Origin of the sequence: Streptomyces sp. Ru62 (assembly GCF_002920615.1) — a bacterium.
Classification (GTDB): Bacteria; Actinomycetota; Actinomycetes; order Streptomycetales; family Streptomycetaceae; genus Streptomyces.
The window spans coordinates 59,127-81,859 of the sequence record NZ_PQSU01000010.1 but is presented as its reverse complement, the minus strand read 5'-3'; the positions used below and the strand labels follow the sequence as shown (position 1 = coordinate 81,859).

The window sequence follows — 22,733 nt, the reverse complement described above, 5'->3', positions numbered from 1 at the left end:
GACGCCTCGTCAGCGTCAAGCGACGGAAATGCCGTGCGAGGAGTGCATCCGTGGCGGATCATGGCGGCATGTCTGCCAACCCACACGACGCTCTGCCGATCCGGCTCCACGTCGACGACTCCGACTCGCCGTCCGACGTCGTCGACGCGCTGTTCCTCGGCCGCTTCGCGACGGGCGAGCAGCCGTACTCGCACGCCGCGAACATCGACCGGGTGCGCTCGGGCGCGACCCTGCTGCCGGAGGGCGCCCGGGTGCTGCGGACGGCCCGCGACGACGACCGCAGCGCGACCCTCGCCGAGGGGGACGGCTGGACCCTGCTGGTCTCCCGCTGGAACCGGGGCGCGGACGTCACGGTCACCGCGACCAGCGCCGAACTGGCCGAGCGGATCCTCGGCCAGGCCACGGACGGCGCGGCGGACGAGCCGGAACCGCAGCCGGAGAACGTGACGATGGGGTTCTGGTACGTCTCCCCCAGGCGCGGCCCGCACCGCACCACCCGGCAGATCTCCGCGGGCACCTGGGACGAGGTCCGGCCCAACTACACGGCGCCGGTGGCGGACGCGATGGACCGCCTGATGAAGACGACCCCGGAGGACATCGCGGGCCGGCTGCTACTGCTCCACGGCCCGCCCGGCACCGGCAAGACATCGGCCCTGCGCACCCTCGCCCGGTCCTGGCGCGACTGGTGCCAGGTCGACTGCGTCCTGGACCCGGAGCGCCTCTTCTCCGACGTCGGCTATCTGATGGACATCGCCATCGGGGAGGACGACGGCGCGGGCAAGGGCCGCTGGCGTCTGCTGCTGCTGGAGGACTGCGACGAGCTGATCCGGGGCGAGGCCCGGCACACGGCGGGCCAGGCCCTGTCCCGGCTGCTGAACCTCACCGACGGCCTGCTCGGCCAGGGCCGCAACGTCCTGGTCGGCGTCACCACCAACGAGGACCTGGAGCGGCTGCACCCGGCAGTGGTCCGCCCCGGCCGCTGCCTGGCCCGGATCGAGGTCGGCCCGCTGACCCGCCCGGAGGCGGTGAAGTGGCTCGGCACCGAGGAGGGCGTCGGCCGGGAGGGCGCGACCCTCGCCGAGCTGTACGCGCTGCGCCGGGGCACCGCGCCGACCTCGGTGCCGGGGGCCCGGGAGGGCGCGGACGCGGGCCTGTACCTGTAGTGCTTTCATGAGGGTATGACCCTGTTCGTCGGCACGTCGGGGTGGCAGTACAAGGACTGGCGGGACCACGTCTACCCGGCCGGGGTGCCGGCGCGGCTGTGGCTGGAGGAGTACACCGGGCTGTTCGCGACCGTGGAGATCAACAACGCGTTCTACCGGCTGCCGTCGTACGACACCTTCGCCGCCTGGCGCGGGCGCGTCCCGCCGGACTTCGTGGTCACGGTCAAGGCCAGCCGGTACCTCACCCACATCAAGCGGCTCAAGGACCCGGAGGAGCCGGTGCACCGGCTCATGACCCACGCGGCGGGCCTCGGCGACCGCCTGGGCCCGGTCCTCCTCCAGCTCCCGCCCACCCTGCGCGCCGACCCGCCGCTGCTGGACGCCTGCCTGGCCTGCTTCCCGGCCGGTACGAGGGTCGCGGTGGAACCCCGCCACGACTCCTGGTGGACGGACGAGGTGCGCAAGGTGCTGGTGTCCCGTGGCGCGGCCCTGTGCTGGGCGGACGTCCTGGCCCGCCCGGTCACCCCGCTGTGGCGCACCGCCGACTGGGGCTACGTCCGCTTCCACCAGGGCCGCGCCCAGCCCTGGCCGCGCTACGGCCGCCGCTCCCTGGACACCTGGGTGGACCGTGTCGCGACGACCTGGTCCGACGCGGAGGACGTGTACGCGTACTTCAACAACGACCCCGGGGGCGCGGCGGTCCAGGACGCGGTGACGTTCGCCCGGGCGGCGCGGCGGGCGGGCCTGAGGGTGACGAGAACACCGGAGCCGGCGGAACTCTGACACGTGTCCCGCTCGTCGTTCCCACCGCGACGGCGCCCGGCCACGGCGGCGGCCGGCGGTGCCCGACCCGCCTCAGCCCTCCCCGTAGGCCGCCCGCAGGGCATCGCGCACGGCCCCCAGTGCCTCGTCCTCGGCGAGCCCGAGCCGGCGTACCCGCTCGACGTACGCCTGGGCGGCCAGGGACGCCTCCCGCACCGCGGCCGAGCCGGCGGCGGCCACGAACGTGCCGTTGCGCCCCCGCGTCTCGATCACCCCGTCGCCCTCCAGCGCCCGGTACGCCTTCGCCACCGTGTTCACCGCGAGCCCCAGGGACTCGGCCAGCCCCCGCACGGTCGGCAGCCGGTACCCCACCGGGAGCGCGCCGGACCGCGCCTGCTCGGAGATCTGCGCCCGCACCTGCTCGTACGGGGGCGCGCTGTCATCGATGCGGATCTTCAGGCTCACACGGCCGATTGTCCCGCACCTGCCGGAAAATGAGAGGCACCCGGCCCTCCCGGCCCGTACGGTGCCTCCTCATGACAGTCCTCGTGCGCCCCCTGCGCCCCGACGTCCCCGCGGACGCCGAGGGATTCGCCCGTGTCCGCCGCCTCGCTCTGCCGTACATCCTGTTCACGCCGGACTCGGTCCGGCACACGGTGGCCCACACGCACCCGGACGCCCGGTTCCGGCCGCTCGTCGCGGAGGAGGACGGCGAGATCATCGGCACGGCACAGGTGCATCTCATCCCCGAGAGTCCCGACCCGGGGCAGGGCGCCCTCAACGTCTACGTCCGCCCGGACCGGACCCGCCGCGGTGCCGGCCGGCTGCTGGTGCGGGCCGCCGAGGAGTACCTCGCGGAGGTGGGCGCGACCAAGCTGTTCGCCTGGGCCCTGGACGAGCCGGCCAACCAGGCCTTCGCCGAGCGACGCGGCTACCGGCGGGGCCGTACCGCGCACTTCCTCCGCCTGGACCTGGCCGACGGCACGCTGCCGCCGCTCCCGGAGATCCCGCCCGGCGTCGAACTGCGCACGGCCGCCGACTTCGCGGACGACCCCCGGCCGCTGTTCGAGCTGGACGCGGAGACGGTGCTCGACGAACCGAGCGACGTGGACTACGAGTTCACCGACTACGACGCCTGGCTCGCGCAGAGCTGGCACCACCCGCTGCTGAACCGGGAGCTGACCACGGCCGCCTGTGCCGACGGCCGTCCGGTCGCCTTCACCGTGGCCTACACCGACGGCGACGGCCGCTACTCGACGGCGATGACCGGCACCGCCCGCGCCCACCGCGGCCGTGGCCTGGCCAAGCTCGCCAAGATCCACTCTCTGCACCGGGCCCGCGCCGCCGGCGTCACCGAGGCCTTCACGGGCAACGACACCGGCAACGCCCCCATGATCGCGATCAACAAGTGGCTCGGGTACCAGGTCTGCGCGACGGAGGTGCGCTATGTCCGCGAACTCGGCTGAGCCGGCCCGGCTGGAGGTCGTCCTGGTGAAGGCGGGCCGCACGAAGATCCGTTACCCGGCGGAGCTGCTCGCGGACGACGGCAACCGGATCGCCGTACGCGCGCCCTGGGCGGGCTCGGGGGTCCGGGACTTCGGGTTCGTGCGGTTCGAGCCCGGTGACGTGTTCACCGAGTACTACTGGCGCGACCGGTGGTACTCGGTGAAGGAGGTCCGCGCGGCGGACGGCTCGGTCAAGGGCTGGTACTGCGACGTCACGCGTCCCGCGGTCAGCTCCGGCACGCAGCTGGTCGTGGAGGATCTCGACCTGGACCTGTGGCGCTCCGCGGACGGGCGGGACGTACGGCGTCTGGACGAGGACGAGTTCACCGAGAGCGGCCTCACGGAGACGGACCCGCAGGCCGCGTCCGCCGCGGTGGCGGCCCTCGACGCGCTGGAGGCGCTGGCGGTCCGCCCCGACGGGTTCGCGGAGTTGCTGGCCTGACCGCCGCCCCGGCACCCCGGGGTCACACGGTGGCCACCACCGCGTAGCGCTCGTCGTCCACGTCCTTGCCCCACAACCGGGAGTCGCCGGACAGTCGCTCCAGGTGCACGTCCCGGCTCAGCGGCTCCAGCAGGGCGGTGAGCCGGGCAGCCGGTACCCCGACCGGGCCGAGAGTCCCCCACACACCCTCGACCAGCACGAACCGGCCTCCGGGGCGGAGCAGCTCCCGCCAGTGCCGCAGCGCCCCGGCCGGGTCCGGCAGCGCCCACAGCACATGCCGTACGAGGACGACGTCGAAGTGTCGCTCCCCCACCGGCGGGGCCGCGGCGTCCCCGCACAGGATCGTGACGGGGTGCCCGGCGAGCTTGGCCCGGGCCCGCTCGGCCATCGCCGGGGACCGGTCGACACCCGTCACCCGGTGCCCCTGCTCGACGGCGAGGAGTGACAGGCTGCCGGTGCCGCAGCCGAGGTCGAGGACGTCCGCGGGGTGTCCGGGGAGCCAGGTCCGGAGCCGGTCCGCCCAGGCCGCGCGCACTTCGGGGTCGCGCAGGCCGTGGTCCGGCTCGTCGTCGAAGGAGGCGGCCTGTGCATCCCAGTCCGCTTCCGGGGCAGCCGCACCTCTGTGCGCGTTCTCGCTCGTCATTCCCAGAGAGTGACACACGCCACTGACAGTGGGGACGTGACAGCCGCCACTGACAAACCGGCACCGATGAGGAACTCTCGCCGAAAGCGTCTACCTCCGTGACAACACGGAACCCGGTGGGCACTGAAGGAGGCAGTCATGCGCCGTACGACCGTGCAGAAGCCCCTGAAGAGGACGGACAGCCGCCGGATCCGCGACGAGGCGGAGGAGCGCCCGGCGGGACGCCCCGAGGTGCGCAAGGACATCGCCCGCACCTGGTGGCCCGACGGCTGACACGGCGGCGTCTCAGCGCAGCCGCTTGCGGTAGTGGATCCGGTCGTAAGGGCCGTCGACCCGGCGCGCCACGACCTCGTAGCCGTACCTCGGATAGATTTTCCGGTTCTCCCACATCATCGCGTTCGTGTAGAGCCTGATCTCGTCCAGTCCCTGTTCACGCGCGCGTGCGTCGACGAAGCGGAGCAGCCGCCGTCCGACGCCCGTGCCGTGGGCGTCGGGGTGGACGGCGATGCTGTCCAGGAAGAGGTGGTCGGCGAACGCCTCGATCACCACCAGCCCGACGACGGGCTCGCCGGTGACGAACACCTTGCCGGCGGCCACGTCCGCCATGTGGTCCGCCTCCATGGGCTGGGGCACCACACCGATGCGCGCGATGTAGGGGTGATAGGCCGCGTCCGTCACCGCTCTCACGGCCGGTACGTCGTCGGCGACGGCCGGCCGGATCCGTTCCGTGTCGTTGTCGATCATGTCGGCACGTTATCCACCTGAGCGCAGTCTGAGCGCTTCCTTAAGCGGACCATAAGGATCCTCCCCGCCCGCTCCGAGCAGGCCGTCGCGCGGTCTTCCCGGGTTAGCTTCGGATCACCCCACGGGATCCGAGCGGGCCCCACGGACCGTCAGGAGGAGTCGCGCATGCCCGCACGCGCGGGCAACGAGGAGTTCGAGGGGCTCGACCTGACCCGTGCCGACGGCGGCGGTCACCGCCGGTGAGGGTTCCGGGGCCCGTCCGGCGGCTCAGACCGGACGGGCCCCGGCGCACGTCAGCTCAGGGCGGAAGCGCAGGTGGTGGCGGTGGCGTGGGCCGGGTCGAGCGCGTTGGCCACCTCGTGGAAGGCGATCCGGTCGAACAGGCCGATCGCGAGGTGCTCGGAGAGGTCGAGCGGGCACAGGTCCTGGAGCAGGACGTTGTGGACGTCGGAACCGCTCAGGTACTGGGTGCGCCAGGGGGTGACCACCTCGTCGTACCGGGTGGCGATGACCGTGTAGCGCACCCCGGGGACGGTGTCGCCGCCCGCGTTGAGCTTGGTGAGGAAGGCGGAGCCGGTGATCTGGTCGGCGAGGCCGGGGGTGGTGGCCTTGAGCAGGTCCTCGGCGCCGGGGAAGTACGGCAGCAGGTGGGTGAGGCCGTCCAGGTCGGTGCCGTGGTTGTCGGGGGCGATGCCGACGAGGGCGTTCACCTTGGCGGCTCCGCCGAGGAACTTCAGGTAGTAGCGGGGCATCATGCCGCCCTGGGAGTGGCCGACCAGGTCGGCCTCGGCGGCTCCGGTGGCGGCGAGCACCTTGTCGACGAAGGCGGCCAGTTGTCCGGCCGACTTGTCGATGGGGCCGAGGCCGTGGAAGAGGGGGACGCCGGGCAGTTGGCCGTAGTCGAGGGAGTAGACGCAGTATCCGCGGGTCTGCAGATAGGGGGCGAGGCCGAGCCAGTTGTCGACCGAGTTGCCCAGGGTGCCGTGGACGAGGACGACGGGGCGGGGGTGGGCGGCGGAGGGCTTGCAGGTGTAGTCGTTCCAGCCGGAGCTGGGGGCGTCGGAGGCGCCGGCGGTGGCGGCCGGTACGACGGCGACGGCGGCGGTGAGGAGCAGCGCGGCGAGGGGTCTGAGCACTCGTTTCCAGGGCAGCATCGTGTGATCTCCTTGCGGCTCACGGGAGGTGCACGGCCTGACCCTGTGATCCGGATCACGGGATGCTGTTCACTCGTCAAGTTACGAGCGAGTAGTGCAAGTGTGAAGTTACGCGTCAGTAAAAACTTCCAGTGATAACCGGCGAGGTACCTGGAGGTTGACGAGCCGTCACCAGGCCGGACGGATCGGGCCCTGGGGGGCGATCCGCGCCAAGTGGTCGCGCAGAACGCGCACTTCACTCTCACCCAGCAGCTCGGCCCATCCCCCGACCACCTCGGCCGCCGCCTGTTCCGCCGCCCGGGTGCAGGCCCACCCGCGCTCGGTCAGCACGACCAGCCGGGCTCGCGCGTCCCCGGGATGCGGCCTGCGCTCGGCGTACCCCTTGCGCACGATCTCGTCCACCAGCTGACTCGCCGCCTGCTTGGTCACCCCGAGGTGCGCGGCCAGGTCGGTGACGGTGGCGCCGCCCGGGGCGAGCCGCGCGAAGGCGAATCCGTGGGCGGGCCGGACGTCCGTGAAGCCACGGGCCACCACCCCGTCGTTGATGCGTTGCGTGAGGTCACCCGCCACGGCGAGCAGGGCGGCGGACAGGGCCAGGGCATCGGAGTTGTGCACTCAGGCATTGAACACCCTTGACGGGACGGTCAAGCCGCTTGACCATATAGTCAAGCAGCTTGACCACTTGCCCTTCGAAACTCGTCTGGACGGAGAACATCGCCATGCCCGTCGTCCGCTCCTCGGAAGCCGTCACCCACGAGATCCACGGCGCCCGCTTCGTCTCGTACGCCACCCCGCTCTCCGGAAGCAAGGAACTCTGCGCCTGGCGCGGTGAGATCCCGCCCGGGACGAAGGCGCCCGCGCACACCGTCAACCGGGAGGAGATCTTCCATCTGCTCGTCGGGGAACTGCTGATGACGCTCGACGGTCACACCGAGCGGATCGCGGCGGGCGACACGGTGATCGTCAGCCCCGGTGCCACCCTGGCCGTCGAGAATCCCACCGGCCACACCGCGATCTCCTGGGTCACCACCTCGATCGGCCTGGAGGCGCACCTGGCCGACGGCACCCGTCTCACGCCGCCCTGGGCCAACTGAGCGCGCACGCCAGGGCGAGTGTCCCCGGCATCACCGCCCGCGGCCCGAACTTCGCCCGCGCGCGGTCCGCGACCTCCTCCACGCGGCGGACCTTCTCGTCCACGGGGTCGAAGGTGAGCTGGTGGGATGCCTGGCCGGCGGCGGTCAGGCCCTCGGCGCGCAGGGCGAGCGCGCGGACCCGGGCGCGTTGCAGGCCGAGCGCCTCGTACATGCCGTAGGCCGCCCTGGTCAGGTCCGCGGAGTGCGCGGTCGGCTCCCGCAGGGTGCGGCTGCGGGTGGTCGAGGAGCGGTCGGCGTAGCGCACGGTGAGGGTCAGGGTGCGGCAGACCTTCTCCACCGCGCGCAGCCGGGAGCCGATCTCCTCGGCGGCCGACAGCAGCGCCCGGCGGTGCCGGTCGGGGTCCAACTCGTCGATCCCGAAGGCCCGTTCCGTCACCAGCGACCGCGAGACGGCGTTCGGGACGACCCGGCCGCGGTCGATGCCGCTCGCCTTCTCCCGCAGCTCCCGCCCCGCCTTGGCACCGATCAGCCGCTGGAGCGTGGACAGCGGCGCGGCGGCGACCCGGCCCAGGGTGTCCAGGCCGTACTCGTCCAGGGTGCGGGCGGTCGCCGCGCCGACGCCGGGCAACGCGGCGACGGGTTTGTCGGCGAGGAACTCGGCGACCGCGTCCTCGGGCACCGCGCAGGTCACACCGGGCCGGGCGTGACGCAGCGCCACGCGGGCCAGCATCGGGCCCGGCCCGGCGCCGATCGCGCAGTCGACGCCGTACCGCGCGAGGGCCCGCACCCGGATCACCGAGGCCAGCTCCACCGCGCTGCGCCCGAAGTACCGCTCGGCGCCGCGCAGATCGGCCAGCGCCCCGTCCGGCGGCAGCGCCTCCACGACGGGGGTGAACTCCTCCAGCAACCCGAGCAGTTCCGGCAGGGCCGCCTCGTACGCCGGCGGCAGCTGGAAACGTACGCAGAGAATGGTCATCCCGCACTCCCCGGACTCTGGTGCCACAACTTCCGTATCGACGCCGGTCCTTGCGCGGCGTCCTGACCTGCGGGCCGCAGGTCGGCCCAGGGGTGCATCTCGTACCCCGTGGGCATGCGGATCGTCCGGCCCGCCATCGGGTCATGGGCCGCGGAGCCGGCCGGCGCGGGCAGCCCCTCGGAACCGGCGAGCCGGGCCCGCAGCGCACCGCCGTCGTCCCCGGCCGGGGAGCCGTCCGCGCCGGACGGTCCGGCCAGCCGGGCCGCGACCCCGTCGAGTCCCTCCTCCTGCCGCACCTCCACCAGTTCGGCGAGGTTCCAGGCGGCGGAGCCCACCACGCTCAGGCTGCGCGGGCCGCGCCGCTGCACCACTCCGCGCACCAGCAGCAGCCAGGAGTGGAAGACGGTGTGGGCGCAGGCGTCGTGCGAGTCGTCGAAGAACGCCAGGTCCACCAGTCCCGTCCCGTCGTCCAGGGTGGAGAAGATGACCCGCTTGCCGGAGCGGATCGGCGGGGTCTGGGTGGCCGCCTTGGCGCCCGCGACCAGCACGGTCTCGCCGTGCCGGGCCTCGCGCAGCCGGCGCGCGGAGACCACGCCCAGCTCCGTCAGGAACTCCCGGTGGTCGTCCATCAGATTGCGCGAGGCGTCCATGGACAGCACGCCCAGCTCGGCGCTGAGCCGCTCCGCCGAGGTCAGGTCCGGCAGCCCGGCCGGCGCGGTCTTCCGTCCGCCGGCCAGCGGCAGTTGGCCACCGCCACCGCCCCGGGCGCCACGGTGCAGCTCGGTCAGGTGCAGTTGCAGATCACGCCGGTTGGCGCCGAAGGCGTCCAGCGCACCCACCTGCGCGAGCCGCCCGGCGAGCGGCCGGCTGGGCCGGGCCCGCTCCCAGAAGTCCACCAGCGAGGAGTACGGCTGCCCGTCCGCGATCCGCCTCGCCTCGGCCTCGCTGATGCCGTGGACGTCGGAGAGCGCGAGCCGCAGCCCCCACACCACCGGTGATTCAGACACCAGTTCGATCCTGTGTGCGACCCCGGAGACGTTCACGTCCAGCGGCAGGATCGGCACCCCGCGCCGCCGCGCGTCGGCCAGCAGCAGCCGCTTCGGGTACATCCCGGGGTCGTGCGTGAGCAGCCCGGCGTAGAAGGCGGCGGGGTGATGGGCCTTCAGCCACGCCGACTGGTAGGTGGGTACGGCGAAGGCGACGGCGTGCGCCTTGCAGAAGCCGTAGGACCCGAAGGCCTCCACGATCTCCCAGGTCCGCCGGATCGTCTCCGCGTCGTACCCCTTGGCCGCCGCCTGCTGGGCGAACCACACCCTGATCCGCCCCTGCGACTCCGGGTCGGACAGCCCCCGCCGCACCCGGTCGGCCTCGCCGCGCCCGCAGCCGGTCATGATGGAGACGATGTCGATGATCTGCTCGTGGAAGACGACGACCCCGTACGTCCCCTTCAGCGGCTCCTCCAGGTCCGGGTGCGGGTAGCGCACCGGCGCCCGCCCGTGCCGCGCCTCGATGAACGGCCGCACCATGTCGGCGGCGACCGGGCCGGGCCGGAACAGCGAGATGTCGACGACCAGGTCGTGGAAGCCGGCGGGCTGGAGCCGCCCCACCAGGTCCCGCTGCCCGGGCGACTCGATCTGGAAGCACCCCAGGGTCTCGGTGGACCGGATCAGCCGGTAGGTCTCCGGGTCCCCCGGGGGCACCGCGTCCAGGTCGATCCGCTCCCCGCTCACCCGCTCCACCTCGGCGACCGCGTGTGCCATCGCCGACTGCATCCGCACGCCCAGCACGTCCAGCTTGAGCAGCCCGAGGTCCTCCACGTCCTCCTTGTCGAACTGCGACATGGGCAGGCCCTCACCGCTGGTCGGCACCACGGGCGTACGGGCGAGCAGGGAGGCGTCCGACAGCAGCACCCCGCACGGGTGCATGGCGATCCCGCGCGGAAGCGCGTCGAGCGCCTCGACCAGCTCCCACAGCCTGCCGTACTTCTCCCCCTCCCGCTGAAGCTCCCTCGCCAGCCGCTTCAGCTCGGGCAACTCCTCCAGCGCCGCGCGGGCGTCGCGCGCCCGGATGTGCGGGAAGGACTTGGCGATCCGGTCGATCTCGGCCGGGTCCATGGACAGCGCGGCGCCCACGTCCCGGATCGCGTGCCGGACCCGGTAGGTCTCCGGCATGGAGACGGTGGCGACCCGCTCGGTGCCGAACCGGCTGATGATCGCCCGGTAGACCTCCAGCCGGCGCGCGGACTCCACGTCGATGTCGATGTCCGGCAGCACCACCCGCTCCTTGGACAGGAAGCGTTCCATCAGCAGCCCGTGCTCGACCGGGTCGGCGTGCGCGATGCCGAGCAGATGGTTGACGAGCGACCCGGCCCCGGAGCCGCGGGCGGCCACCCGGATCCCCATCTCCCGGACGTCGTCGACCACCTGGGCCACCGTCAGGAAGTAGGAGGCGAAGCCGTGGTGGGCGATGATGTCCAGCTCCTGGTGCATCCGCTCCCAGTACGCGCGCCGCCCGCCGTACCCGAGCCGCAGCATCCCCTCCGCCGCCCGGGAGGCGAGCGCCCGCTGCGCGGTGCGCCGGCCGGCACCGACGAGGTGCGCCTCGGGGAAGTGGACGGTGCCGATGCCGAGGTCGCCCTCGGGGTCGACGCGGCACTCGGCGGCCGTCGCCAGGGTCTGCTCCAGCAGCCGGTGGGCGGTGTCCCGCCGGAACCCGGCGGCCTCCACGACCCGCTCGGCGACGCCCAGCATGGTCTGCGCGTCCTTCAGCCACGCCTCGCCGGAGTCCAGCCCCCCCCGGGGGTCGATCGGCACCAGCCGCCGCGCGGCGTCCAGCACATCGGCGACCGGCCCCGTCCCGGGATCGGCATAGCGGACGGCGTTGCTGAGCACCGGCCGCACCCCCTGCTCGGCGGCGAACCCGACGGTGCGGGCCGCCAGCCGCAGGGAACCGTCCCCCGTGCCGGTCCGGCCGTGCCAGACGGCCTCCAGCCGCAGCGCGTCGCCGTGGATCTCGCGCCATGGCACGAGCAGCTCGGCCGCCCGGTCGGGCCGCCCGGCGGCGAGCGCGCGCCCCACGTCCGACCCCGGCCCGAGCAGCACCACCAGACCGTCGCCGTGCTGGCCGGCCCAGGGCAGCAGCGGAGTGCCCTCACCCGCGTGCGCCGCGGTGACGAGCCGGCACAGACCGGCCCACCCACGGGCGCCGTCCCGGGCGAGGAAGGTCACGCGGGGGGCCGACTCGTCCACGAAGGCGCCTCCGCGCACCGGCGTCCGCCGCCGGTCACGCCGTACGGACTCCGCCGTCGCCACCGCCAGGTCCACCCCGAAGAGCGGACGGACCCCCACGCCGGCGCAGGCCTTGGCGAAGCGCACCGCCCCGGCGAGGGTGTCGCGATCGGTCAGGGCGAGGGCGTCCATCCCCCGCTCGGAGGCACGCTCGGCCAGCCGCTCCGGGTGGGACGCCCCGTACCGCAGGGAGAACCCGGAGACGGTGCGCAGATGCGCGAAGCCCGGCACGCACACCTCCCGCACTCGTGAGCCCCGAACGGCTCTCGAACATCAGTTCCCAGTTTCCCCACCCCCACCATACCTCCATTCCCGAACATGTGTACGACACTCGTTCGAGCGGCCCTCACCTGCGCAAACGCACCAGGAAGCCCCCGTACGCATGCGCGCGCGGGGGCTTCCCGGTGTCGTCCGTCAGCGGAGGTGAGCCGTCAGTAGACGTGCACCCCGTAGGCGCTCAGCGCCTCGGTGACCGGCTGGAAGAACGTCGTGCCGCCGGAGGTGCAGTCACCGCTGCCGCCCGAGGTCAGACCGTAGGCCGTGGTGCCGCCGTACAGCGGGCCGCCGGAGTCGCCGGGCTCGGCGCAGACGGTGGTCTGGATCAGGCCGGAGACGATGTCGCCGCCGCCGTAGTTGACCGTGGCGTTGAGCGCGGTGACGCGACCGCTGTGCGTACCGGTCGTGGACCCGCGGCGGTAGACGGTCGTGCCCACGGAGGGCGTGGCCGCGCTGGTGATGTCCTGGCTGCCCACGGCACCGGACTTGGTCACCGAGCTGTTGGTGTACCGCACGATGCCGTAGTCGTTGCCGGGGAAGCTGGAGCCGGCCGTGGTGCCGAGCGTGGTGCTGTGGGAGGAGTTCGACCACCAGGTGCCCGCGCCGTCGGTGCAGTGCCCGGCGGTCAGGAAGTAGTAGTTGCCGCTGGAGTCCTGGACGTTGAAGCCCAGCGAGCAGCGCCAGCTGCTCGCGTAGATGGCGTCGCCGCCGGAGATCAGCTTGTTGAACTTGCCCGGCGTGTGCTTGACGACCAGGGCGTCGGCGTTGGCGCCGGCCTGCTTCTTGATCTTGGCGATCTCGGCCTGGGACACCGTGCTGTCGACGGTGACGACGACGCGGCCGGACTTGCTGTCCACCGCCCAGGCGGTGCCGGGGATGTCGGCCTGGCGGACCGAGTCGCTCGCCTTGGTGAGCTGGGTGGCGCTGAACGTGTGGACGTCGCTGGCGTTCGCGGTGGGGGCGGCGAACGCGGCCGCGGCCAGGAAGCCGGTGGCCACGGCGGTCAGCCGGACCCGTCTCGCCGTACCGCCACGGGGAGTGGTGCGCTTGATCCTCACTTGTTCGTTCCCTCCTGGGGAAGTCGGGGGCCCGCGTGGGGTCGGGGCCCGTGAGGCGCAGCCAGGGTCGACCGGATTCGAATATGCATGCCCCTGACAAGCGCTGAAGGGGAGTATTCGGCCGAACGGCCGGTCGGCACAAGGGTGCCTTTCGGCCGTCGGACCTGTCCCACACGTCCGGCCGAGGCCGGCTACGCCGACCGCGGCCCGCTCAGGTGGCGCTCCCCCGCCCCGATCGCCACGTCAAGCGTGTTGCCGGGGGGCGGGAAGGGGCAGATGAAGTGGTCGGCGAAGGCGCACGGCGGGAGCTGGGCGCGGTTGAAGTCGACGGTCGTGCGTCCCTCGGCGTCCGGGGCCGGCGAGAAGAGGAAGCGGAACCGGAAGCTCGTGTCGCCGCTGGTGGCGTCGGCGAACACCGCCCACAGCAGCCCGTCCCCCTGCCGCGCGACCTTCAGCGTCCGCTCCTGTCCGGCCAGGGTGAAGGTGAGCTCCCCGGCGAGGTCGAAGCCGCGCTCGCGGCCGTCCGCGTTGCCGAGCCGGACGGTCCGCGTGCCCTCGTACGGCGTGAACCGCCCCGGCACCGACCAGCGGGGGTCGTAGGGCCCGGCCTCGATGCCACGGAAGGCCTGCCGGGCGGCGGAGCCGGGGTCGTACACCCGCACTCCCCAGACGCCCTCGCGCACCAGCACGACCAGCCGCTTCCCGCCGAGCGCGACCCGCGCCCGCGCCTCCGGACCGCGGTCGGCGGCCAGCCTGACCTCACCCGCGAAGGGCCGGCCGTCCACGGTCAGGCCGTCGGTCCCGGCGGCGGTGAGCACCACCCCGCCCTCGTCCGCCACCCACTTCCCGGGAATGTCCGGAATTCGACCATCCGGATAGTCCTCGATCCAGTGCGTCGCGGTCAGCGCGAGCGGCCCGTAGGGCGCCGAGACCTGCTCCACGCGCCGCTCGTGCCACTGCTTCCAGGCGTCGGACGCGTCCGTCGTCATGCCGTCGGTTCCTTTCATCGATGATCAGCGTTCCCCTGCCGGAGGTACCGGCGAGGACAGCCCGAGATGGGAGCGGAGTGTGCCGCCCCGGTATTCCGTGCGGAACGCGCCGCGCTCCTGGAGCAACGGCACCACCCGGTCCACGAACTCCTCCAGTCCGTCGGCCGGGACCTGCGGGACCAGGACGAACCCGTCGGCGGCCCCCTCCCGGACGTACCGGTCGAGGTCGTCGGCGACCGTGCCGGGCGTGCCGACGAAGGACTGCCGGCCGCTCGCCTCGATCACCGTCTCCCTCAGGGACAGCCCCTTCTCCCCGGCCAGCGCCCGCCACTTCTCGGCGAGCGCGCGCGTGCGGCCGTCCCGGGTGCGGGGGGCGGTCTCCGGGAGCGGTCCGTCGGGGTCGTACCCGGACAGGTCCGTCCCCCAGATCCGCTCCAGCGCGTACAGCGCGTACCGCGGGGTGATGCGCTGCCGCCGGATCCCGGCGGCGCGTTCCTGCGCCTCCGCCGCGGTGTCCCCGAGGACGACGGTGATCCCGCACATGACCTTCAGGTCACCCGGGGTACGGCCGTGTGCCGCGAGGCGTCCCTTGAGGTCGGCGTAACGGGAGCGGGCCGCCTCCAGCGGGCCGTGCCGGACGAGCAGTACGTCGGCCGAGGCGGCGGCGAGCTCCCGGGCCCGCTCGGACTCCCCCGCCTGGATCACCACCGGCCGCCCCTGGGGCGAGCGGGGCAGCCCGAACTCGCCGGCGATGTCGAAGTGCCGGCCGCGGTGGGCGAACGGCCGGGGCACCCCCTCGGGACTCCACGAGTCCCACAACCGGCGCGCCGCGCGGAGGAGTTCGGCGGCCCTGCCGTACGGGTCGGGCGAGCCGCCGGAGCGGACGTCCGCCGCCGCGCGGGGGTCCGCGGGGACCGCCACCCGCCAGCCCGCCCGGCCGGCGCTGAGGTGGTCGAGGGTGGCCAGCCTGCGGGCGAGGTCGTACGGCTCGCCGAAGACGGCGTTCACGGTGGCGGCGAGCCCGAGCCGCGCGGTGACCCCGGCGAGCGCGTTCAGCACGGCGACCGGTTCCGGGCCGCCCACCGCGTCCAGTTCGTGCAGCCGTCCCCGGTGCTCCGGCAGCGGCGGCTCCTCGTCGAGCAGGAGGAAGTCGAACAGGCCGCGCTCGGCGGCGCGGGCGAGCCGCTCGAAGGAGGCGAACGCGAGCCGCGTTCCGACGGGCGCACCGGCCCATACTTCGGTACCGGGTGCTACGACCGGATCGGTCCCTTCGGCGTCGTGGGCCCCCGGGGGCGCGACCGCCAGATGCAGTCGCCGCCGTACGGTCATGACGCACCCCCGGTCGCGGCCGTCGCCCCGGGCACGGCGTACTGGTTGGCGGGCCGGGTCAGGCCCAGGTGCTCGCGCAGGGTGCTGCCCGGGTAGAAGGTGCGGAACTGTCCGCGGTGCTGGAGCAACGCCACCGTGCCGTTGACCAGCCGCTCCAGATCGCGGCGCGGCTCGACGGGGACGAGGTGGAAGCCGTCGGTGACCCCGTCGGCGTGCCAGACGGCGACCAGCTCCGCGAGGTCGACCGGGCCGCCCCGGTACAGCGGGCCCCGCCCGGTGGGCCGCGGGCCGCCGCCCCCGTGTCCCGGCTCGGCCGCGTGCTCGCCGTCGCCGAGGTCCACCAGCAGGCTCACCAGGACCCGCAGCGCGTCCGGGTTCCGCCCGGCCGCCCGTGCCCGCTCCCGCAGTTCGTCCCGGACACCGGCGGCCTGTGCGGGGGCGGCGACGCGCACCAGGGCCACGTCCGCGTACCGGGCGGCGACCGCGCGGGCGGGGCCGTCGGTGGCGTCGACCACGCGGACGGGGTGGCCCTGCGGCGGCCGGGGCACGGTCGACGGGCCCCGGACGGAGAACGCGGTGCCGGTGAAGTCGACGCGGTGCAGCCGGTCCCGGTCGAGGAAGCGGCCGGTGGCCACGTCCCGGATCTCGGCGCCGTCCTCCCAGCTGTCCCACGACCTGGCGGCCACGTCGGCGACTTCACCGGCCTCCTGCCAGAGCGCCTCGGCCGGTGCGGTGTGCCGGCGGCCGAACAGCCGGGCCTCGCCCTCGGTGGTGGACACGTCGATCCGCCAGCCGGCCCGTCCCCGGCTGACCCAGTCCAGGGTGGCCACGGCGGCCTGCACCTGGAAGGGCTCGGTGTGCGTGGTGGTGACCGTCGGCACGAGCCCGATCCGCCGGGTCGCGGGCGCCACCCGGCACAGGACGCCGAGCGCGTCGGGCCCCGGCCGCGCGAAGGAGTCGTCCAGCGTCACGAAGTCCAGCCCCCCGCGCTCGGCGAGCCGGGCCAGCTCGACGTAGGCCCCGGCGTCGGGAATCCCGGGCAGATCGAGAGCGGCGGCAAGATGCAGCAGACTGCTCATACCGGACACCTCCGCGCCCCCGGGCACCGCCGCGCACCTCGTCGCCCCCAGGACTCCGGGCACCACCGCACGATGTGTTGCCGCCGCGACGGCGGGCCACCACGCCGGCGCGCGCCGGCGGTGCCGAACCCACCGCCTCCCACGACCACGGCCCCCACCCTCACAGCACCTTCGCCAGGAACGCCCGGGTCCGCTCCTCCCGCGGAGCGTCCAGCACCTCGTCCGGCGCTCCCCGCTCCACGATCCGTCCTTCGGCCATGAACACCACCGTGTCGGCGACCTCCCGGGCGAACGCGATCTCGTGCGTGACGACGATCATCGTCGTCCCCTGCGCCGCCAGGTCCCGGATGACGTCGAGCACCTCCCCCACCAACTCGGGATCGAGCGCCGACGTCGGCTCGTCGAACAGCAACAGCTTCGGCTCCAGCGCGAGCGCCCGCGCGATGGCCACCCGCTGCTGCTGTCCGCCGGACAGCTGCCGCGGATAGACGTCGGCCTTGTCCCCGAGCCCGACCCGTTCCAGCAGCCGGTGCGCGCTCTCCACCGCCGCCTTCCGGGGCCGCTTCAGCGCGGACACCGGCGCCTCGACGACGTTGTCCAGGACGGTGAGGTGCGGAAAGAGGTTGAAGTTCTGGAAGACGAACCCGATCCGGGTCCTCTGACGGAGCACCTCGCGCTCGGGCAGCTCGTACAGCCTGTCCCCGGCCCGCCGGTACCCCAGCAGCGCGCCGTCCACGCTGATCTCGCCCCGGTCCACCTTCTCCAGGTGGTTGACGGTGCGCAGCAGCGTGGACTTGCCGGAGCCGGAGGGGCCGAGCACGACGGTGACCTCACCGGCGCGCACCTGGAGGTCGATGCCCCGGAGCACCTGGAGCGAGCCGAAGCTCTTGTGGACCGACCTGATGTCGACCATGACACTCATCGCGCGAGTTCCTTTACGAGTGAGCCGCTGAGGAAGGCCAGCACCGCCCGGGCGGTCGCGTCGTTCTGCCGGAACGCGGGCCCGCCGGTGCGGGGGCGGGTGAAGGCGCCGGGGGCGCGGGTGTCGGTGTACGGGCCGAGCGCGAAGCGCCGGGGGTGCGGGCGTCCGGTGCGGTCGAGGACGCGGCCGTCGCCGGGGTCTACGCGGAGCAGCCCGTCGGGGGTCTCGGCGGCGCCGTCGGCGTGCAGTTCGCGCAGCAGGCTGTCGCGGGCGCGCCGGACGGTGGGCGCGGGCAACCGCGCCTCCACCAGCGCCCGGGCCTCGACGGAGAAGCCCGGCACGGTGGGGCTGGTGGCCCGGAACACCCCGTCCTCGGCGGTGACGGCCATCCCGGCCCCGACGAACCGGAGCAGTCCGGCCCGGGACAGCGCGAGCATCTGCCGCAGCCGGGGCCCGGGCGGCCCGGACGCCAGGTAGCTGAAGAACCCGTGCCACCAGGACCCGATGTCCCCGAGCCGCACCAGCTGCCCGTAGACGGAGAGCAGCCCGAGGAACACCCCGAGGTCCGGGCTGTGGGCGGGATCGTGGCGGCGTCGCAGGTCGTCCTCGATGTAGTCCCTGAGCCCGTCCTGGAAGTCGTCGTGCGAGGCGTACCGCACGCCCTCCAGGGGGTGGTCGAGCGCGGTGAGGTCGAGCCGGTCGGCCGGATCCGGTACGGCGGCGGCGACCAGCGCCCGGGTCTCGGCGGGGTCGCCGGCCGCCGCGTACTTCTCCTCGAAGTCGGCCCAGGCCATCGCCGTACGCCCGGGGTGGGCGGTGAACAGCCGGTGGTAGTGGGCGAAGCCCAGCTCCTTCTCGACCAGGGGCCACACATCGCGCCGGAAGTCGAAGCCCCCGGGCCGGGCCAGCAGCTCCGCCACCTCGGCCGGGCCGAGGAAACGGGGCAGCGGGGGCCGGTCGCCGGTCCAGTCGTAGCCGATCTTCGAGTGGTACGGCACCCCGCGCCGGGAGCCGACGTAGAGCACCGGCTCCCGCCCCGAGGGACGGTACGTCTCCCCCTCGTACCGTCCGCCGCGCCCCTCGGTGAGCAGCACCATCAGGTCGACGAAGGCCAGCCCGAAGCCGCGCACGAGGACGGGTTCGCCGGGCGCCAGTGCGGACAGGTCGCTGTCGGCGGTGAAGTCGGGCGGCAGGTGCACCAGGCCGTGCTCGCGGGCATAGGCGGCCAACTCGGCCTGCTCGGCATCGAGTTCACTGTCCAGATGACCTACCGCCAGGATCACCAGGTCGGCCGGGAGCGGGTGCGGACGGCCCTCCAGCCACACCCGCTGGCGGCCCTCGCGGGGCCCGTCGACCCTGAGGGCGCGGTGGGGGTGGTGGTGGACGGTGACGTTCGGGGGCAGGTCGGCGACGGCCCGTTCGTACACCCAGCGCAGATAGCGGCCCTGGAGCTGCCGGTCGGGGAAGGTACGGCCGTCCAGCCGGGCCCACTCGTGAAGGGTGGGGCCCTCGCGCACCGGGCCGGCCATGGCCACCGTGTCGTCGGTGAACATGGTGACGTCCTCGGCCTGCGAGTTCATCCACAGCAGCGGCGACTGCGCCTGCCGCCATATGCGCCCGCCACCGGGCGGGTGGGGGTCGACCAGGTGGATGTCGAGGCCCGGACCGGCGTACAGCTCGGGCGCGTTGGCGGCGAGGCGTTCGAGGAGGCCGGTCCCCCGCGGCCCGGCTCCGACGATGACCAGTTGCTGCCTCATCGGGCGTTCTCCGTACCGCGCGCGTAGTGCTTCTCGACGAACGTCTGGGCGATGCCCAGCAGGGTGGTGACGACGGCGTACCAGAGGGTGGCGACCATCAGCAGCGGGATCACCTGATAGGTGCGGTGGTAGATCAACTGGGCGGAGAACAACAGGTCGTTGACGGCGATGACGCTGACGATCGAGGTGCCCTTGAGGGTGCCGATCAGCATGTTGCCGGCGGGCGGCACGATGGCGCGCATCGCCTGCGGCAGCACGATCCGCCGCCAGCGCCGCCACCGGCTCAGACCGAGTGCCTGGGCGGCCTCGATCTGCCCGCGGTCGACGGAGAGGATGCCGCCGCGGACGACCTCGGCGGCGTAGGCGGCCTCGTGCAGGGTGAGGCCGATGACCGCGACGGCGACCGGGCTGAGCAGGTCGACGGTCCTCACCCCGAACACCCGCGGGTACAGCGCCCCGATGTTGAACCACAGCAGCAGCTGCACCAGGATCGGGATGGACCGGAACAGCCACACGTATCCCCAGCTGACCGCCCGCAGCACGGGGTTGGCGGAGAGCCGGAACGCGGCGAGCAGGGTGCCGAGGGCGAAGCCGAGGACCATCACGACCGCGGTCAGCCACAGCGTCAGCCACAGCCCGCGCAGGACGGAGTCCGAGGTGAAGTAGTCGCCGACCACGTCCCACTGGAACGCCTTGTTGCGCAGGACGGAGTTGACGGCGAACCCGAGCAGCGCGAGGACGACGACGGCCGCCGCCCACTGGCCGTACCGGCGCTGCGGGACGATCCGCGGGGCGTCCGCGGGCTCGGGCGTGTCGGGGACGGTGGGGATCTTGGCGAGGGTGTCCGATGACATGAAGGCTCCGTGACGCGCGTCGCCGAGGACGCGCTGAGTCGTCAGAACGGGTGGTGCCTTCACACGGGAGCGCGCCGCACGGCGCGGACACGGCCGAGCCCCTCAGCAGGGCCGTACACCGAGAGTACGGGGCCGTTTCCGTGCACTGTCAAGGTTGTCCATACTCTGAGCAGTACATCTCAAGTCGGTTGACGCGGAACCGGATGCCTGTTCCACTTGGCCCATGCATCCACAGCAGTGGCTGGTCACCCGCTCCCACATCGACTTCGGTCGCGTGTGGTCCTCGTCCTGTTGAGCTGACCCCCTGCTCCCGCCTGCCCTCCGGGCGGGCCTGCTCGCGTTCTCCCGCCGGTTCCCGGCGTGTTCTCCGCCTTCACACGCGCACCCCTCCCCTCGCGCTTCCGCACACCTTCCGCCTCAGGAGACCGCTACCCGATGCGCACGCCCGCTTATCGCCATTTCATGCCCTTTGCCGCCATTACCTCGGCCGCGCTGCTCCTCACCGCCTGCGGCTCCGGCTCCGACGGCTCGGGCGGCTCGGACGCCTCCGGGGTGGCGGCCAAGGCCGACGAGGTGCCCACCACGGACGTCGTCTCCGCCGTGCGCGAGGACGACGCCGCGGCGAAGCTGCTGCCCGCCGGCACCACGAGCCTCACCGTCGCGGTCAGCGTCGGCGGCACCCCGCCCGGCACCACCTACCTCGCCGACGGCAGGACCCTGACCGGCCAGGACGTCGACTTCACCAAGGCGGTCGCCCGGGTGCTCGGCATCAGGCTGAAGATCGAGCAGGCGAGCTTCGAGGCGATCCTGCCCGCCCTGGACAGCGGCAAGTACGACTTCGGCGCGAGCAACTTCGGCGTCACGGACGAGCGCCGCAGGACCATCGACTTCGTCACCTACGTCAACGACGGCCAGGGCTTCGCCACCCGCAAGGACAGCAAGCTCTCGAAGATCACCGACCTGAAGCAGTTGTGCGGTCTGAACGTCGCCACGGGCGCCGGCACGACGTTCGAGGCCACGCTGGAGGCCGGCAAGCACGTGTGCACCGACGCGGGCAAGAAGCCGTACCAGGTGCAGACGTACGCCGAGCAGAGCGCGATCTGGTCCTCGCTCCAGCAGGGCCGCAGCGACGTCGTGATGTCCACGATCAACGGCCTGCGGTACGCCGTGGCGCACCAGCAGGGCCTGAAGTTCCTCAACGAGTACCACCGCCTGGACGTCGGTTTCGCCTTCAAGAAGGGCACGAAACTGGCGCCGGCGTTCCAGGCGGCGGTGAACAAGCTGCTGGCCGACGGCACCTACGACAGGATCCTGAAGAAGTGGGGCACCACGGGTTCAGCGATCGAGAAGTCGCGGATCAGCCCGCCGGAACTGAAGAACTGACGTCTCCCGCTCCCAGGCGTCAGACGAGCAGGTCCTTGTAGTAGAAGCTGGCCTTCTTGTCGGTCTGGGTGAGGGACTCCTCGGAACCGAAGCCGAGGTGCAGGCGGGCGACGGCCGGGGTGCTCATGTCGGGGATCTGGATGGCCAGCCCTTCCGGCTCCCGGTAGAACAGGCTCTCGCCCGCCTTGCTGAGCCGGCGCTCGACGACGGTGCCGGTGTTCCAGTCGATGGACGTGACATAGGTGTTGCTGGTGCTGGTCCGGTTGCCGTCGGCGTCGTAGGTGTAGGCGGTGCCGTCCATGGTGTACAGGTACTGGCCCATGCTGGTGTAGCCCTGGAAGGTGGGGCCGGTGAGCACGGCGGGCTGGGTGATGGTGGCCAGCGGGGTGAACGTGCCGGCCTTGAACGTGGCCAGGTCGTACAGGCCGTACTTCCAGGTGCCGCTGACGCGGTGACGGTGGGCGATCCGGTTGGTGACCGGGTCGATGGCGACGGTGTTGTGGTCCGAGCCCGGAACCGGGGTGAACCGGGTGACCTGCGCGGAGTCGGGCTGGATCACGGTGCCGTTGGCGAACTTGAACCGGGCGATCCGGGTGCCGTAGCCGTTGTTCTCGCTGTCGGGCACGGAGTCGCACTCGGTCCACAGGTACGCGCTGTTCCCGGAGGGCTCGACGCCGATCGACACCCCGTGCCCGAAGCCCTTCAGGTACATCCGGCCGATGATGTACCCCTGCCAGTCGAGACGGGTGATGCACAGATCGCCGTTCTTCGACCGGTCGGCGCCGCTGTAGGCCTGCGTCTCCCCGGGCAGGATGCGACCGCCCTGCACCAACTGGGCCGTGTACAGGTGCTTGTTGGTGTTGTCGAAAGCGAACGACTGGAGGATCCGGGTCTCGTTGAGCGGGATCTCCCGGAACCATTCGTCGGACCCGTCGGTGAGATCGAAGCGCTTGGACGTGGTGACGGCCGCGGACGCGGTGCCGGCCTGGTCGAGGACGGCGGACCCGACGACGGCCGCCGCCGTCAACCCGCCGACACGCAGCAGTATCTGGCGCCGGCTCGGACCTCCGGACGTCTCGCGCTTCATGTGATCTCCGGGACGTTTCGTCGGCCCGGGACCGGGCCTTGATGTGTGCACGATGTGTGCGACGCAGGATTGAACCATGCCGGCCGGGCCCGCGCCAGCCTCGTCCGCCCAGCTCCGGGGCCTCGTTGAGACCACGACAGCAAACGTGATTCAGAACACAACTGTAAACGTAACGTGAAGAGCGGGTTGTGGCTCATCGGTCCGATTTGAGGGGCTGTTCGCTGCAGCC

Annotated in this window: 22 protein-coding genes; 7 read left to right on the top strand and 15 right to left on the bottom strand. The window is 72.7% G+C overall.

Going from position 1 to position 22,733, the window contains the following annotated elements:
• Positions 1–68 precede the first annotated feature (68 nt).
• A complete protein-coding gene (locus C3492_RS15310) occupies positions 69–1,163 on the top strand; it encodes a DUF5925 domain-containing protein (RefSeq protein WP_103812317.1) in 1,095 nt (364 codons plus the stop codon).
• A gap of 15 nt (positions 1,164–1,178) precedes the next feature.
• Complete coding sequence (locus C3492_RS15305; RefSeq protein ID WP_103812316.1) at positions 1,179–1,946, top strand: DUF72 domain-containing protein; 768 nt, start codon at positions 1,179–1,181, stop codon at positions 1,944–1,946.
• Positions 1,947–2,018: 72 nt separating this feature from the next.
• Here the strand turns inward: C3492_RS15305 and C3492_RS15300 are convergent, their stop codons facing one another.
• Positions 2,019–2,390 carry a GntR family transcriptional regulator gene (locus tag C3492_RS15300; RefSeq protein WP_014671788.1) on the bottom strand — a complete coding sequence of 124 codons (372 nt, stop codon included), beginning with the start codon at positions 2,388–2,390 and terminating at the stop codon, positions 2,019–2,021.
• 71 nt (positions 2,391–2,461) lie between these two features.
• On the opposite strand from C3492_RS15300, the gene C3492_RS15295 reads away from it, so the two are divergent.
• Both C3492_RS15295 and C3492_RS15290 read left to right on the top strand, forming a co-directional pair.
• Positions 2,462–3,391 carry a GNAT family N-acetyltransferase gene (locus tag C3492_RS15295; RefSeq protein ID WP_103812315.1) on the top strand — a complete coding sequence of 310 codons (930 nt, stop codon included), beginning with the start codon at positions 2,462–2,464 and terminating at the stop codon, positions 3,389–3,391.
• A complete protein-coding gene (locus C3492_RS15290) occupies positions 3,372–3,872 on the top strand; it encodes a DUF402 domain-containing protein (RefSeq protein WP_103812314.1) in 501 nt (166 codons plus the stop codon). The genes C3492_RS15295 and C3492_RS15290 overlap by 20 nt, the downstream gene beginning before the upstream one ends.
• Before the next feature lie 22 nt (positions 3,873–3,894).
• Here the strand turns inward: C3492_RS15290 and C3492_RS15285 are convergent, their stop codons facing one another.
• Complete coding sequence (locus C3492_RS15285) at positions 3,895–4,515, bottom strand: bifunctional 2-polyprenyl-6-hydroxyphenol methylase/3-demethylubiquinol 3-O-methyltransferase UbiG (protein ID WP_103812313.1); 621 nt, start codon at positions 4,513–4,515, stop codon at positions 3,895–3,897.
• A gap of 138 nt (positions 4,516–4,653) precedes the next feature.
• On the opposite strand from C3492_RS15285, the gene C3492_RS45795 reads away from it, so the two are divergent.
• Entirely contained in the window at positions 4,654–4,788 is a 135-nt protein-coding gene (locus tag C3492_RS45795) for a hypothetical protein (protein ID WP_014671792.1), read from the top strand.
• A gap of 12 nt (positions 4,789–4,800) precedes the next feature.
• Here C3492_RS45795 and C3492_RS15275 read toward each other — a convergent pair whose 3' ends face one another.
• The 3 genes from C3492_RS15275 to C3492_RS15265 all read right to left on the bottom strand — a co-directional run bounded on the left by C3492_RS15275 (position 4,801) and on the right by C3492_RS15265 (position 7,028).
• Complete coding sequence (locus C3492_RS15275) at positions 4,801–5,259, bottom strand: GNAT family N-acetyltransferase (RefSeq protein WP_103812312.1); 459 nt, start codon at positions 5,257–5,259, stop codon at positions 4,801–4,803.
• Between the two features lie 293 nt (positions 5,260–5,552).
• Positions 5,553–6,413 (bottom strand): triacylglycerol lipase, encoded by an 861-nt coding sequence (locus C3492_RS15270; protein WP_103812311.1) that lies wholly within the window; start codon positions 6,411–6,413, stop codon positions 5,553–5,555.
• A gap of 168 nt (positions 6,414–6,581) precedes the next feature.
• Positions 6,582–7,028 carry a MarR family winged helix-turn-helix transcriptional regulator gene (locus C3492_RS15265; protein WP_103812310.1) on the bottom strand — a complete coding sequence of 149 codons (447 nt, stop codon included), beginning with the start codon at positions 7,026–7,028 and terminating at the stop codon, positions 6,582–6,584.
• A 104-nt stretch (positions 7,029–7,132) separates the two neighbouring features.
• Between C3492_RS15265 and C3492_RS15260 the strand changes: the two genes are divergently transcribed.
• The gene (locus C3492_RS15260) at positions 7,133–7,507 is read left to right on the top strand and encodes a cupin domain-containing protein (protein ID WP_103812309.1); all 375 of its coding nucleotides are present in this window, start codon (positions 7,133–7,135) and stop codon (positions 7,505–7,507) included.
• On the opposite strand, the gene C3492_RS15255 is transcribed toward C3492_RS15260, so the two are convergent.
• From C3492_RS15255 to C3492_RS15215, 9 genes are all read right to left on the bottom strand, one after another.
• Positions 7,485–8,483 (bottom strand): hypothetical protein, encoded by a 999-nt coding sequence (locus tag C3492_RS15255; RefSeq protein WP_103812308.1) that lies wholly within the window; start codon positions 8,481–8,483, stop codon positions 7,485–7,487. The genes C3492_RS15260 and C3492_RS15255 overlap by 23 nt on opposite strands.
• Positions 8,480–12,001, bottom strand: a complete 3,522-nt coding sequence (locus tag C3492_RS15250; RefSeq protein ID WP_103812461.1) for a DNA polymerase III subunit alpha — start codon at positions 11,999–12,001, stop codon at positions 8,480–8,482. Before C3492_RS15250 ends, C3492_RS15255 begins: the two co-directional genes overlap by 4 nt.
• 200 nt (positions 12,002–12,201) lie before the next feature.
• Complete coding sequence (locus tag C3492_RS15245; RefSeq protein WP_103812307.1) at positions 12,202–13,104, bottom strand: S1 family peptidase; 903 nt, start codon at positions 13,102–13,104, stop codon at positions 12,202–12,204.
• A gap of 191 nt (positions 13,105–13,295) precedes the next feature.
• Positions 13,296–14,093 carry a DUF1684 domain-containing protein gene (locus tag C3492_RS15240; RefSeq protein ID WP_103812306.1) on the bottom strand — a complete coding sequence of 266 codons (798 nt, stop codon included), beginning with the start codon at positions 14,091–14,093 and terminating at the stop codon, positions 13,296–13,298.
• A 24-nt stretch (positions 14,094–14,117) separates the two neighbouring features.
• Positions 14,118–15,422 carry an NtaA/DmoA family FMN-dependent monooxygenase gene (locus tag C3492_RS15235; RefSeq protein WP_103812305.1) on the bottom strand — a complete coding sequence of 435 codons (1,305 nt, stop codon included), beginning with the start codon at positions 15,420–15,422 and terminating at the stop codon, positions 14,118–14,120.
• A complete protein-coding gene (locus tag C3492_RS15230) occupies positions 15,419–16,501 on the bottom strand; it encodes an LLM class flavin-dependent oxidoreductase (RefSeq protein WP_103812304.1) in 1,083 nt (360 codons plus the stop codon). The genes C3492_RS15235 and C3492_RS15230 overlap by 4 nt, the downstream gene beginning before the upstream one ends.
• A gap of 160 nt (positions 16,502–16,661) precedes the next feature.
• On the bottom strand, positions 16,662–17,423 hold the full coding sequence (locus C3492_RS15225) for an amino acid ABC transporter ATP-binding protein (RefSeq protein ID WP_103812303.1): 762 nt from the start codon (positions 17,421–17,423) through the stop codon (positions 16,662–16,664).
• On the bottom strand, positions 17,420–19,180 hold the full coding sequence (locus C3492_RS15220; protein WP_103812302.1) for an FAD/NAD(P)-binding domain-containing protein: 1,761 nt from the start codon (positions 19,178–19,180) through the stop codon (positions 17,420–17,422). The genes C3492_RS15225 and C3492_RS15220 overlap by 4 nt, the downstream gene beginning before the upstream one ends.
• Positions 19,177–20,034 carry an amino acid ABC transporter permease gene (locus tag C3492_RS15215; RefSeq protein ID WP_103812301.1) on the bottom strand — a complete coding sequence of 286 codons (858 nt, stop codon included), beginning with the start codon at positions 20,032–20,034 and terminating at the stop codon, positions 19,177–19,179. The genes C3492_RS15220 and C3492_RS15215 overlap by 4 nt, the downstream gene beginning before the upstream one ends.
• A 462-nt stretch (positions 20,035–20,496) precedes the next feature.
• Between C3492_RS15215 and C3492_RS15210 the strand changes: the two genes are divergently transcribed.
• The gene (locus C3492_RS15210) at positions 20,497–21,417 is read left to right on the top strand and encodes an ABC transporter substrate-binding protein (RefSeq protein ID WP_103812460.1); all 921 of its coding nucleotides are present in this window, start codon (positions 20,497–20,499) and stop codon (positions 21,415–21,417) included.
• Between the two features lie 19 nt (positions 21,418–21,436).
• On the opposite strand, the gene C3492_RS15205 is transcribed toward C3492_RS15210, so the two are convergent.
• A complete protein-coding gene (locus C3492_RS15205) occupies positions 21,437–22,504 on the bottom strand; it encodes a Tat pathway signal sequence domain protein (protein WP_103812300.1) in 1,068 nt (355 codons plus the stop codon).
• Between the last annotated feature and the right edge of the window lie 229 nt (positions 22,505–22,733).